The sequence below is a fragment of the Actinomadura sp. NBRC 104412 genome (assembly GCF_030269515.1).
In the GTDB taxonomy this organism is placed as follows: Bacteria; Actinomycetota; Actinomycetes; order Streptosporangiales; family Streptosporangiaceae; genus Spirillospora.
Window position 1 is genome coordinate 58231 of record NZ_BSTM01000027.1, and the last position, 12433, is coordinate 70663.

Consider the following 12433-nt stretch of genomic DNA (forward strand, 5'->3'; position numbering starts at 1 on the left):
GGCCGGTCACCGTTCCCGGATCTCGTAGGTCAGGTGGGTCGCCCGCTCCGTCGGTTCCGAGCGCACCTGCCGCAGGGCGAAGCGGCGCGCGTCCACACCCTCGAACAACCTGACTCCGGAGCCGAACAGCACGGGTGAGAGGGCGATCGAGAACTCGTCGACCAGACCGGCGTTCACGTACTGAAGGATCGTCTCGCCGCCGCCCGCGATGCGGACGTCCCGGTCCCCGGCCGCCTGACGGGCCAGGCCGAGCGCGGTCTCGATGCCGTCGTTCACGAAGTGGAAGGTGGTCCCGCCCGGCCGTTCCCATGGGTCACGCTTCTCGTGCGTCACGACGAAGACCGGCGTGTGGAACGGCGCCTCCTCCGGCCACGCCCGCTCGCCCGCGTCGAACATGCGCTTGCCCATCACGCTCGCACCGGTACGCTCGAACGTCTCCCGCGCGATGTCGTTGTCGCGCCCTTCCTCACCGCCCTCGCCGAGCTTGAGATTCTCCCGGAAGAACCGCTGGGGGAAGATCCACGCCTGTAGTTCCATCCATTGCCGGCCCATCAGCTCCTCGGCGGATTCGGGCGCGATGAACCCGTCCAGCGACATCGACACGCTGAAGAACACCTTTCCGGCCATCGGACCTCATCCCCCGTTCCGGATGACCTCGGCGACGTAGGCGGCCAGCTTGCCCAGCGTCTGCCGTCCGCCCTCGACCGCGTGGTACTTCTCGACCGCCTCGTCCCGCAGCTCCTTGGTGGGGAACACCGTGCGCATCACGATCCGGGTCGCCGGGCCGTCGGGCTCGAACGTCAGGACCGACTCGAAGGCGTTCGGGTCGCCGCGGGACTCGCCGTGCAGCAGCGCGATCCGCTCCGGAGGGGCGATCTCGGTCCAGGAGATCCACTCCTGGTAGTCCGTCCCGTCCGGTCCGCGCATCACGAAGTCCCACTCCCCGCCGACGCGGAACTCGAACGCCCGCGTGCTGGTGGTGAACCCCTCCGGCCCCCACCACCGCGACAGGTGCCGGACGTCGGTGAACGCCTCGAACACCAGCTCCCGCGGGGCGTCGATGACCCGGGAGATCACGATCTCCCGATCCGTAGCCGCGTCCTGTCCTGTCGATGCCATAGGTCACTCCCCCTGTCTTCCCTGTTTGAGGTCCTGCACGTACGCGTCCAACCGGTCGAAGCTCTCGTTCCAGAACCGCTCGAACCCGCCGGTCCACTCGTGGACCGGCCGCAACCCGCGGGCGTCGAGGCCGTACAGGCGCTGCTTGCCCACCTTGCGGTCCCGTACCAGCCCGACCTCCCGAAGCACCCTCAGGTGCTTGGACACCCCCGGCTGGGCCATACCCAGCTCCCGGGCCAGCTCGGTCACCGGCCGCTCACCCTCCCGCAGCAGCACCAGGATCCGGCGCCGCTGCGGCTCGGCGATCGCGTTGAAGACATCCGACGTCGTCGCTGCTCGTGCCACGCGCGCCATCATATGCCCATATAGGCATACGTCAAACCTGGGTGCCTGTCAGGATCCGCTGTGTTGATGCTGTTCGGGCAGGTGGCTTCGCGGGTGTACCCACAGCAGGATGTTGTCCGGTCGCCCGCCCTTCGCCTCCCACTCGCGGTGGAAGAACGCCAGGATCTCCCGGTCCGAATAGCGCAGGCTGAAGTGGGTCAGGACGAACAGGGTCTCTGGATGAGCCTCGATCACGGGCCTGAGCCGGCTCCACACCGTGTGCCCGATCCGGTTCGCGCGGTCCAGCTCGGCGTCGTCCAGGAAGGTGCACTCGGTGATGACGACCGGATAGCCGAAAAGCCATGGATTGCGGTCGAACACATTGACATGCGTGTCGCCGAGGAACGCGAACAGCGGCCGGTCGACCGGCCGGTCGACCTCGACGCCGTCCTCCCGCCGCCGGGCCATGATCCGGCCGAATTCCGCGCCCCGTCCCTCTTCGGCGAGGGACCGTCGTAACTCCTCGAATTCCGGGAGCAGCGCCTTGCGCCGCTCCGAGAACGCGTAGCCCACACAGGGCACCTTGTGTTCACACTCCACCACCCGGACGTGGTGTCCGCGGCGCCCGAAGACGAACTCATCGCCCTGCCGCACACCATGCAGGCGGTGACCCGCCGCCAACGCCGGGTCGAATCCCGGCCCATGGTTCAGTTCGGCGGACGCACGCAGGTAGGACTCCGCGTAAGGCACCGCCTCGGCGGGCAGGTAGATGTCCGTGCCGGACGCCTTGGACGCCAGGAAATCGAGGTCCTTGGAGTGATCGTGGTGGGTGTGGGTCAGGAAGACCGTGTCCACCTGCCGCCCTTCACAAAGTCCCGCGTCAAGGCTGCACCGCAGCTCGGGAATGTGAAAGAAGGTCTTGTCGTTCGCGCGCGAGTAGCCGATGAGCGTCAGCTCGGCACCGGGGATCCGCCATGTCTTCCACTGCCGGAAGGGATGCCCCCGCTCCAGCAACTCGGGGTGCTCAGACCGTTGCCGCCGCGTCATCGAAGGGCGCCCTTCCTTGAGCGGTCATGGACGCCGCTCACCTGCCGTGATCCAAGACCCTAGTGGCCGGCCCGGCCCCGGGCGTACCGAATTCCACGCGGCCCTCATCGGTTGCCCGTCTCTACCAAATACCACTCAAAGGTGGTCTTGCCGTGTCGGGGCGCGCTTCGTCGGAGTCGACGAGTTCCCGGCCGACCTGGGGACGAAGCCGTGTTTGGGAACGTAGACCCACCGGCCGTGATCCCAGGGCATCGCCGTCCTGCCTCCGGCCGAGGCGGTCGGGGACGCGGGGGGTTCGCTGACGCATTCCTGGTGCGGAGGAACTGGGCTGGGCGCCGGATGCGCCGTTCGGCTCGCGGGTCGCGCAGCGGTCTCCGTGGCCGACGTGCCGGCGATCATCAAAGGGGGCCGTTAGGCATGGATGTTCCCGGACAGGGCGCGGGAAAGGCTGGGCTAATCTTGACGCACCGGCTCGCGTGACGTTCGGCCCGAGCAGCCGATGAGGACAGAGGAATCATGCAGGAAACCCCACGCAAAGTGTCACTGACCGGCATAAAGCCCACCGGTGAGCCCCATTTGGGCAACCTGGTCGGCGCGATCCGGCCGGCGCTCGAGCTCGCCGAGCGGTACGACGCGATGTACTTCATCGCCGACTATCACGCGTTGACGACCATTCGCGATCCGGAACTGCTGCGCCACTACTCGCGCTCGGTCGCCGCGACCTGGATCGCGGCGGGTCTCGACACCGACCGTGTCACCATGTACCGGCAGTCCGAAGTGCCGGAGACCTTCGAGCTGGCCTGGGCTTTGTCGTGCGTGTCGGCGAAGGGGCTGATGAACCGGGCGCACGCGTACAAGGCGGCCCGCGACAAGAACGCGGAAGCGGGCAAGGCCGATCTCGACGCCGGCATCAATATGGGCCTGTACAACTATCCCGTGCTGATGGCCGCCGATATTCTGCTCATGGACGCGGACGTGGTTCCGGTCGGCAAGGACCAGGCACAACATGTCGAGTATGCGGCCGACATCGCCGGTTCGTTCAACCACCTGTTCGGCCGGGGCTACAAACTGAGAATTCCTGAGCTGGTCCTGCCGGAGGCACAGGCGGGCAAGACGCTGCCCGGACTGGACGGCCGGAAGATGAGCAAGAGCTATGCGAACACGATTCCGTTGTTCGTCAAGGAATCGCGGCTGAAGAAGCTGGTGCGGCGTATCGCCACCGACAGCACCCCGGTCGAGGCGCCCAAGGACCCGGATGCCTCGCATGCGTTCCAGATCTTCGAGCAGTTCGCCACGGAGGCCGAGGCGGCCGCCGTCCGCAAGCGGCTCGAGGCGGGCGGCATGGGCTGGGGCGAGCTGAAGGACCGGCTGTTCGAGGTGCTGAACGAGCTGCTCACCCCGCTGCGTGCCCGTTACGACGAGCTGATGGAACCGGACAGCGAGCTGGACGCACTCCTCGCCGCCGGCGCCGAACGGGCGCGGGCACGGGCGCGCGTGGTCCTGTCCAACGTGCGTACTGCCATCGGCATCGACTGAACGCGACTGAGGGAAGTACGTCGGCACCATCGCGACAGGGGATGACCGTCGCCGCTCGCGACGGACGCCGACTGCCGCTAGCCCGGCTCGCCCTCGACGTGCTGGGGCGTGCCGGCGGCACCGACGAGGTCCAGCGCAACATTCTCGCTGAACGCGCCCTGGGCCTGCCCCGGGGACCCCGCCCGATCGGGGCGTCCAGGTTGATCCGAGCTCGCCCGGACACAGCGGCATCACACGCTCGTGCGCGTGGTACGGCAATGCCACGGCACTTGAGCTGCCGACTCGGGACGGTCATCCCGGGCTGGCAATACACCGATAGAGATCGAGTCCGCCGCTGTTCACGGGATCGGCCGGCTCGCGCCATGCGTCCCGGCTGAGCGGCAGCTCGTACCTGTTTGGGTTCTTGGTCCTGGGCGGATTGATCGCGAGTACCGGCGGGCAGCGTCACAGCCATCGGCCGACCGTGACGCCGTAGGTCAGACACCGCGACAAGGTTAGGGAACCCCACAACACGTTGTTGATGCCCGGGCTCTGAAGTAATATCAATGGACCAACCATTGGGAGGTCCGTCATGGTCGAGGGTTCCGCCACCCGCCACCGGTTGTTGTCCGACGTTCTGGTCGTTGACCTGTCCCGGGCGCTGGCAGGGCCGCATGCGACGATGATGTTGGCGGACCTCGGTGCTCAGGTCATCAAGGTGGAGCAGCCGGGTTCCGGTGACGACTCGCGCGGTTGGGGGCCGCCGTTCGTGGGGCCCGCCGATGCTCCGCTGGCGACTTACTTCTTGGCTTGTAATCGCAACAAGCGATCCATGGTGCTCGACCTGAAGCGGCGTGAGGACGTTGAGACGCTGCTCGCGCTCGTCGACCGGGCCGATGTGCTGGTGGAGAACTTCCGGTCAGGGGTCCTCGATCGGCTCGGGCTGGCGATACCGGTCCTCCGTCGTCGGAATCCCCGTCTCGTCGTGCTCTCGATGACCGGCTTCGGGCATGACGGCCCCATGGCGGAGCGGCCCGGCTATGACCAGATCGTGCAGGGCGAGTCTGGTCTGATGTCCCTCACAGGCGCCGGTCCCGGCGAACCGCTCAAGGCCGGGATCCCGATATCGGACCTGTTCACTGGGATGTACGGTGCGTTCGGCGTCGTCGCCGCTCTCCACGAGCGTGACCGAACCGGTCAAGGCACGGTGGTGCGTACATCCCTCCTGGCGGCGTCGATCGGAGCGCACACCTTCCAGGGCAGCCGATGGACGGTCGGGCGCGAGGTTCCGGCTCCGACGGGTAACCATCATGCCGCGATCGCACCGTACGGGATGTTCCGCTGTGGGGACGGACACGTCCAGATCGCCGTCGCCACCGAAGCGCAGTGGAGAGCCTTCGCCGCCGCGATCGGCCTGGATGCCTCCGATGAACGGTGGCGGACCAACGGTGATCGGCTGACCCATCGCGACGAACTGGTGGCGGTGATCGAGGAAGCCTTCGCGGGGCGGTCGCGGACGGAACTGCTCAAAACGCTGAACGACCTCGGCATTCCGGCGGGCCAGGTCGCCACTCTCGACGAGGTCTACGCCTCCGAGGTCGTCCGGTCACAGGGTCTGCTCATCGAGGTGGAACATCCTGTACTGGGTCGTCTTGAACTGCCTGGCCCCCCATTGCGGTTCGATGACAGGGACGGTGACCCGCACGAGCCGCCGCCGCTGCTGGGCGAGCACACCGAGGAGATACGCGCATGGATCGGCCGCGGGACATGAAGGTCGCGGTCGTGACCGGTGCGGGGCGGGGGATAGGCCAGGCCACGGCGGTGCGCCTCGCCGAGGACGGGTACATGGTCATCGCCGCCGACCGGGTCGCGACCATGGCGCGCCGGACCGAGGAGATGATCTCCGGAGGCGCCTGCCGCGCCGCCGAGCTCGACGTGACGGACCGGGACGCCGTCAACACGTTGGTCCGCCGGGTGGTCGAGGAGTTGGGCGGCGTGCACGTGGTCGTCAACAACGCGATGTGGTTCCGGTACGTTCCGCTGGCCGACGTCACGGCCAAGGACACCGACCGCATGCTCGAGGTCGGTGTGAAGGGCCCACTGTGGATGGCGCAGGCGGTCGCCGGGCCGATGCGGGCCGGAGGCGGCGGGGCCATCGTGAACATTGCCTCTGTGGCGGCCATGCTGGGGACGCCGAATGCCGCCGTGTACTCCGCTGTGAAGGGTGCTGTGGTCGGCATGACACGTCAGCTCGCCACCGACCTCGGGCCCGCGGGCATCAGGGTGAACGCGATCGCGCCGGGAACCATCGAGACGCCGGGATCGGTGGCGGCGATGACGGACGCGGCGCGGGCTTACCGGCGTCAGCGGTCGCCGCTGGGGCGGTTGGGCACTCCGCAGGACGTTGCGGAGGCGGTCGCCTACCTCGCCTCCGACCGGGCCGCTTTCGTCACCGGCCAGCTTCTGGTGGTCGACGGCGGCATCACCGCGGCGATGTGACCCGCCGCCGGCCGGGCCAGCCCGACCACCGGCGGCGCGTTGCCGAGGTCAGGCCCTGGTGGGCAGCGGGGCGGACGTGGCTATGGCCGCGCGATGGCGCATCAGTTGGGCGGCGGCGTTGTAGCCGACCGCGCCGATGACGGTGCCGGACCGTCCGTACAGGACGACGAAGGAGTCCCCGTCGAGCGAGCCGTGCACGACGTGTGACTCGTCGGCGAGCTCAGGGTGACCGAGGGACTGGATGCGGCGGCCGTGCTGGTCCGACCAGAAGTAGGGGACGCCCCCTGTCGGGGAGGGCGCCGGTTCCAGCCCGAGTACGTGGGCGGCGGCGATCCGTGCCTGCTCTCGGGCGCTGGTCCAGTGCTCGTGCCTGATGTGACGGCCCAGCTTTGGGTCGTGCCAGGACGCCACATCCCCGATGGCGTAGACGCCTGGCAGGCCGGTGGCTCCGGTGGCGTCGCAGCGGACGCCGTTGCCGATGTCCAGGCCCGAGTCCGCCAGCCACTCGGTGTTGGGGATCGCGCCCAGGCCGACCACGACCAGGTCGCCGTCCACCTGGCGGCCGTCAGCGAGGATGATGCGTTCACGGTCGCCGGCCCATTCGATACCCTCCACCGGTGTTCCGCACAGAACGCGGATGCCCGCCTCGACGTGGGCCCGCAGGATGGCGGCCGCGGCGTCTTCTCCCGCGAGCTGGGCGAGGGGAAGCGGAGCCGCCTCGACCAGGGTGACCTTCAACCCGAGCTCGCGCAGCGACGCGGCGACCTCACCGCCGATGAAGCCGGCGCCGACGACCACCACGGCGGTACCGGGGGTCAGCCGCCTCTGTAACCTGCGCGCGTCGTCCAGCCCGCGCAGAGTCACCACCGTGTCCCGCGCGGCACCACCGGGAAAGGGACGGGCGCGGGCCCCCGTCGCGATGATCACGGCGTCGGGGGACAGGATCCGGCCGTCGGCCAGCTTGACCCGCCGCCCGTCCAGCCGCACGGCCGGTGTCCCGAGCCGCAACGTGATTCCCTGCCTGTCATAGTGCTCCCGCTCGCGCAAGTAGACACTGCCCGGTTCGATCGTCCCGGTGAGCAGCCCCTTGGAAAGAGGAGGCCGGTCGTAAGGCAGGTGCGGTTCGTCACCCACCAGGAGGATGTCGCCGGTGTGTCCCAGGCGGCGCAGCTCGTCCGCCGCCGCGACCCCGGCCACCGAGGCGCCGATCACCGCTATCTCCCCATGCATCGGGCTCGGCATCGGCTACTCCTGCTCCGCGATGGTGATCGCGGAGGTCGGGCAGGCGGCGGCCGCCGCGCGGGCCTGGTCGCGCAGCTCTCCGTCCGGATGTTCCACCAGGACGGTCGCGATGTTGTCCGAGGCCAGGTCGAAGATCTCTGCGGCCACGCTCAGGCAGGCCGCGTAGCCGCAGCACTTGTCCTCGTCTATGGTCACGCGCACAGGGCCTCCCCTCAGCCGACTCAGATGATGATCGACAGCACGCCGCCGCTGTCCCGGAGCGTTTCGTGGTCCAGCACGGTCTGCTTCAGCACGATCCGGAAGCCGTCGTTCTCACGCCGCAGCCGGTAGGTGAGGCGCGCGGCGTAGGTGGTGGTTCCGGACACCCGTGAGCGGTAGACGATCGCGTTGCAGTGGGCGAGGATCTCGCCGTCGTCCGCCGCCGCGACCCGCACGTTCCCGATGACCCGCCGCGTCCGGGAGCGCGGGTTCTCGATGTGGGCCCATGTGCTCAGCAGGCGCTGGACGCGTCCGCGAACACCTTCCTTGGTGTCGCTGATGAGGGCGAGGTCCAGATCGGGGTCCCCGAGCGGGTTGTCGGTGGCGGGCACGTGGTAGCGGCCGTCCTCGGTGAACAGGTCCCGCCACTCCTCCAGCCGCCACTCGTCCAGCAGATCGGCCTCATAGAAGAGGAAGTCCTCGATATCGGCCCTGCTCACGGTCGGGTTCGGCGCGCTCATCAGTATTCGACCATCCCCTCGACGAGGTCGCTCCAGCGGCGCCAGAACGTGCGCATCTGGAGTTCGTCCCAATTGCGCGGCTCAGGAAAGTCCATTCCGCGGGAGACATCGGACCAGCCCTCACCGGGATCCGAGGCGTAGCCTCGATGGCAGGACTCAAGCGCCTCGTTGTCATCGGGCGTTGCCAGGCCGGCCGGGCCCAGGAACGACAGAAACGACTCGTTGCGGACCCGCCGCGCCGCCGGGCTCTCTTCCGGGGGCGCGAGCGACCAGGCGTTCACATGCAACAGCCCCGGGGTCAGCGGATAGAAGGTCCGGATGATCACGGCCATGATGTTGTTGACCACCAGGTTGGGAAAGATGTGCATGTTGAAGTCGAGATTGGCGATCTCGGCGGCGCGTTCCTCGCCGTGCACCTCGACCAGGCGCCGGTAGGACTCCTCGATGATCGGCTTGGTGTCGGCCCCCATCGACGGCTTCCACCGGGCGATGGGCCGCCCCCACGGTGCCTCCTTCACGGTCACGGCGTGTCCGTTGCCGAGGTCGTAGGCGTGCGACTGCTTCCAGTCGGTCGAGGTGTTGCCCGCGATCTCGTCGCCGCGGGCGCGCTGCACGTCCAGGTAGGTCTTGTGGACGGGAATCGCGTGGTAGCCGTCGAAGCTGTTCTCGACCAGCAGCTTCCAGTTGGCCTTGATCGAGTACTCGTGCGCGCCCGGGGTGACGACCATCCCCGTGGCCGACTGGTCCGCGGTGAGGTCCAGGTAGTACTTGGCGCCGGCGAGGTACTCGTCGAGCGGCTCGGCGTCGGCGTGCACGTTCATGAAGCAGAAGCCGCGGTAGGACTCGACGCGCGCGGGGCCGCGCAGCCGGTGCGCCTCCCGGTCGAAGCCCTCGGGATAGCCCTCCTCGTCCGGCATGGCCACGAGCCGTCCGTCGGTCGAGAACGACCACGAATGGTAGAAGCAGCGGAACCGGCGGGTGTTTCCGCGGCGCTCCCGGCACACCTCCGCGCCCCGGTGCGTGCACGCGTTGTACAGGACGTGGACGTGCCCTTCCTTGTCCCGGGTGAACAACACCGGGCGTCCGGCGACGGTCCTGGCGACGAAGTCGTTGGGGTTAGGGATCTCCGACTCGTGCCCGACATAGATCCAGCACCGGTTGAAGATCGCTTCGCGTTCGCGGGCGAGCACGGCGTCGTCGACGAAGACCGAGCGTTGCACGAGAAACGCGTTGGGGTCGCGTTCGTCGCGGATGTACCGGGTGCGGCGCGGGGGTATCCGCTGAGTCTCCGGGAGACGGACCGTCATCCCACCCTCCTCCGTGGATATCATTGGTTGGACCATTGTCAGTAGGGGGTGAGTGATTGTCAAGCGCCCTCACCCCCACCCTTGACGATGATCTGGTCCCATGTATCAATGGTTCAACATTAGCTGGGCGCCATCGAGCGGGGTGAAAGGGGGCCGGCCATGACCTTGTCCACCGGTGGAGGACCACTTGCGGGAGTCCGGGTCATCGACTTCTCGATCATGATCGCGGGCCCGTACTGCACCCGGCTGCTCGCCGACATGGGGGCCGAGGTCATCAAGATCGAGCCCCCAGAGGGCGATCCGATGCGGTCGCGGGCTCCGCTGCGGGACGGGTACAGCGCCTACTTCGGCCACCTCAACACCGGGAAGCGCAGCGTCCGGCTCGACCTGCGCACGGAGCCGGGGCTGCGCGCGGCCCACGATCTGGTGGCCGCCGCGGACGTGGTCGTGGAGAACTTCCGGCCCGGGGTGATGGCCCGGTACGGCTTGGACGAGAAGTCCTGCCGCGCCCGAGACCCGAGGCTGGTGTACTGCTCGGTGTCCGGCTACGGGCAGTCGGGGCCATCGGCGGAGCTGCCCGCTTTCGCGCAGATCGTCCATGCCATGTCCGGCTATGACATGGCCAACTTCCGCTACCAGAAGGATGCGGTCGGCCCCGCGAGCTGCGGGATCTTCATCGCCGACATCCTCGGCGCCGCGCTGGCCTATGGCGCGGTCGTCACCGGCCTGGTCGCCCGCGAGCGGACCGGGCTGGGCGAGGGCCTGGACGTGTCGCTGCTGGAGGCGATGCTGTCGATGCTCGTCTTCGAGATACAGGCCGCGCAGGTCGCCGACAGGCCCAAGAAGACCGTGTACCGGCCGGTGCGCGCCAAGGACGGGTTCCTGATGATCTCACCGGTCACCGAGCGGAACTTCCGCGCGCTGGCCGCCGGGATGGACCGGCCCGGCCTCCTCACCGACGCGCGGTTCGCCCACATCGCCGACCGCGAGCGCAACTGGGACGAGCTGTACGACGAGATCGAGGGGTGGGCCGCTCACCGCACCGCCGACCAGGTGGAGGAGCGCATGTCCGCCGCGGGCGTCCCGTGCGGCCGGTATCGGGAGGTCGCCGAGGTGTTCGAGGACCCGCAGACGGTGAGCCGCGGCACCCTGAGAAAGATCCGGGACGGTGCCGGAGAATATCTGGCCACCGCGCCGCCGTTCATGGTCGCGTCCCGGCCACGCGCGGCGATGCCCGACACGGTCGCGGAGCTCGGTGCGGACACCGCGTTCGTGTTGCGCGAGGTCGCAGGCTACGGCGAGGCCGAGATCTCCGCGGTGTCATGAAGGCGACGCGAGATCGAGGCGCCGTCGTCCTGCCGTTCCCAGACCGGCGGTGCGTGGATCCGTCGCTGTTCGTCCCGGCCCATCCGGTGCGGCTGCTCGATGACGTGATCGCCCAGCTCCGCGCCGCGATGGTCGATGGAAGGCTGCCGCCGGGCAGCCGGCTCCCCGATGAGGCGGAGCTGGCCAGGCAGTTCATGGTGGACAAGGGCATCGTCAGGGACGCGCTGCGCGCCGTCCGCCGTGCGGGCCTGGTGCGGGCGCGCGCCGACGAGACGGGAGGCATCTTCTATATCGTCATCGTCCCGGCCGGATGGTGACGACGACCTTCCCGGGTGGGCGCTCGCCGCGCAGCAGGTCCTGTGCGGTGAGGGCCTGGTCCATCGGAAACGTGCGAGCGATCACCGGACGGATCCTCCCCGCCCGGACCGCGTCCCCCAGAGCCGTCCAGGCGTCGGCCGCGATCTTCGCGCACTCGGCTCTGCTACGGGTCCGGAACGTGACGCCGATGAGCCGCAACCGGTTCTTGGCCAGCAGATTGAGATCGAGCTCGGTGGCCCGCCCGCCCAGCCTTCCGACGCTCACCAGCCTGCCTTCGGGAGTGAGACACGCCATCAGCTCGGCGAAGGCGGGCCCCCCGACGTGGTCGATCACGACATCGGCGGCGGGCGGCTTGCCGCTCGTCAGGACCTTGTCCGCGCCTTGATCGAGGACGGTGGCACGGCTCGCCTCCGAGCGGACGGTCGCGAGCACCCGGCCCGCGCCGAGCGCCTTGGCGATCTGGACGCCCATGAGGCCGACGCCCGACGAGGCCCCGCTGATCAGCACCGTCTCGCCGGGACGCAGACCGGCGGCATTGACCAGGGCGTCGTACTCGGTCATGAGCCCGAGCGGCGTGGCCCCGGCGGCGACCCAGCCGAGCTCGTCCGGGATGGGCATGGCGAGCCGATGGTCCAGCAAGGCGAGCTCGGCACAGCCGCCTGCGCAGATCCCCATCACCCGGTCGCCCGGTGCGAACCCGGTGACCCCCGCGCCGACGGCCACCACTTCGCCCGCCGCCTCCATCCCCGCCACCGGGGTCTCGCCCTGGGGGAACGCCGCCTGTTGGTAGGTGCCCTCGCGCTGGAGCAGGTCGGCCCGGTTGATCCCGCTGGTGACCACTGAGACGAGGAGCTCCCCTTTGCCTGGGACGGGGTCGGGGAGTTCGCGTTGGACGAGGGTCTGCCGGTTCACGTCGATCGCGACTGCGCGCATGAGCCTGCTCCTTCACCGGTCCCGGACGACAGGACCGAGATTAGCAATGGTTCTAACTTTGAGACGCAGACGCAACCGCTGGAT

General features: G+C 68.7%; 14 protein-coding genes. 5 read left to right on the plus strand and 9 right to left on the minus strand.

The features are described from left to right. Positions 1 to 6: 6 nt before the first annotated feature. The 4 genes from QSK21_RS27760 to QSK21_RS27775 are packed head-to-tail and all read right to left on the minus strand — an operon-like array spanning position 7 to position 2490. Positions 7 to 627 carry a dihydrofolate reductase family protein gene (locus QSK21_RS27760; protein ID WP_285700194.1) on the minus strand — a complete coding sequence of 207 codons (621 nt, stop codon included), beginning with the start codon at positions 625 to 627 and terminating at the stop codon, positions 7 to 9. A 6-nt stretch (positions 628 to 633) separates the two neighbouring features. Then, the gene (locus QSK21_RS27765; protein WP_285700196.1) at positions 634 to 1119 is read right to left on the minus strand and encodes an SRPBCC family protein; all 486 of its coding nucleotides are present in this window, start codon (positions 1117 to 1119) and stop codon (positions 634 to 636) included. A gap of 3 nt (positions 1120 to 1122) precedes the next feature. Continuing rightward, complete coding sequence (locus tag QSK21_RS27770; RefSeq protein WP_285700197.1) at positions 1123 to 1464, minus strand: ArsR/SmtB family transcription factor; 342 nt, start codon at positions 1462 to 1464, stop codon at positions 1123 to 1125. A gap of 48 nt (positions 1465 to 1512) precedes the next feature. Next, positions 1513 to 2490 carry an MBL fold metallo-hydrolase gene (locus QSK21_RS27775; protein ID WP_285700199.1) on the minus strand — a complete coding sequence of 326 codons (978 nt, stop codon included), beginning with the start codon at positions 2488 to 2490 and terminating at the stop codon, positions 1513 to 1515. 516 nt (positions 2491 to 3006) lie between these two features. Between QSK21_RS27775 and QSK21_RS27780 the strand changes: the two genes are divergently transcribed. The 3 genes from QSK21_RS27780 (at position 3007) to QSK21_RS27790 (ending at position 6504) form a co-directional block, all read left to right on the plus strand. After that, entirely contained in the window at positions 3007 to 4026 is a 1020-nt protein-coding gene (locus QSK21_RS27780; RefSeq protein WP_285700201.1) for a tryptophan--tRNA ligase, read from the plus strand. Positions 4027 to 4597: 571 nt separating this feature from the next. Beyond that, the gene (locus tag QSK21_RS27785) at positions 4598 to 5776 is read left to right on the plus strand and encodes a CaiB/BaiF CoA transferase family protein (protein ID WP_285700202.1); all 1179 of its coding nucleotides are present in this window, start codon (positions 4598 to 4600) and stop codon (positions 5774 to 5776) included. Continuing rightward, entirely contained in the window at positions 5773 to 6504 is a 732-nt protein-coding gene (locus QSK21_RS27790; RefSeq protein WP_285700250.1) for an SDR family NAD(P)-dependent oxidoreductase, read from the plus strand. The genes QSK21_RS27785 and QSK21_RS27790 overlap by 4 nt, the downstream gene beginning before the upstream one ends. Positions 6505 to 6552: 48 nt before the next feature. Here QSK21_RS27790 and QSK21_RS27795 read toward each other — a convergent pair whose 3' ends face one another. The 4 genes from QSK21_RS27795 to QSK21_RS27810 are packed head-to-tail and all read right to left on the minus strand — an operon-like array spanning position 6553 to position 9772. Then, on the minus strand, positions 6553 to 7746 hold the full coding sequence (locus QSK21_RS27795) for an NAD(P)/FAD-dependent oxidoreductase (protein WP_285700206.1): 1194 nt from the start codon (positions 7744 to 7746) through the stop codon (positions 6553 to 6555). Between the two features lie 3 nt (positions 7747 to 7749). Then, positions 7750 to 7947 carry a ferredoxin gene (locus tag QSK21_RS27800; protein WP_285700208.1) on the minus strand — a complete coding sequence of 66 codons (198 nt, stop codon included), beginning with the start codon at positions 7945 to 7947 and terminating at the stop codon, positions 7750 to 7752. 20 nt (positions 7948 to 7967) lie between these two features. Then, positions 7968 to 8465 (minus strand): aromatic-ring-hydroxylating dioxygenase subunit beta, encoded by a 498-nt coding sequence (locus tag QSK21_RS27805; protein ID WP_285700209.1) that lies wholly within the window; start codon positions 8463 to 8465, stop codon positions 7968 to 7970. Further along, positions 8465 to 9772: an aromatic ring-hydroxylating oxygenase subunit alpha gene (locus tag QSK21_RS27810; RefSeq protein ID WP_285700210.1), complete on the minus strand. Its 1308-nt coding sequence runs from the start codon at positions 9770 to 9772 to the stop codon at positions 8465 to 8467. Before QSK21_RS27810 ends, QSK21_RS27805 begins: the two co-directional genes overlap by 1 nt. A gap of 159 nt (positions 9773 to 9931) precedes the next feature. On the opposite strand from QSK21_RS27810, the gene QSK21_RS27815 reads away from it, so the two are divergent. After that, a complete protein-coding gene (locus tag QSK21_RS27815; RefSeq protein ID WP_285700211.1) occupies positions 9932 to 11098 on the plus strand; it encodes a CaiB/BaiF CoA transferase family protein in 1167 nt (388 codons plus the stop codon). Then, a complete protein-coding gene (locus QSK21_RS27820) occupies positions 11095 to 11415 on the plus strand; it encodes a FadR/GntR family transcriptional regulator (RefSeq protein ID WP_285700212.1) in 321 nt (106 codons plus the stop codon). The genes QSK21_RS27815 and QSK21_RS27820 overlap by 4 nt, the downstream gene beginning before the upstream one ends. Here the strand turns inward: QSK21_RS27820 and QSK21_RS27825 are convergent. Then, positions 11393 to 12349: a zinc-binding dehydrogenase gene (locus QSK21_RS27825; protein ID WP_285700213.1), complete on the minus strand. Its 957-nt coding sequence runs from the start codon at positions 12347 to 12349 to the stop codon at positions 11393 to 11395. The two genes, QSK21_RS27820 and QSK21_RS27825, sit on opposite strands and share 23 nt — an antisense overlap. Positions 12350 to 12433: the final 84 nt, after the last annotated feature.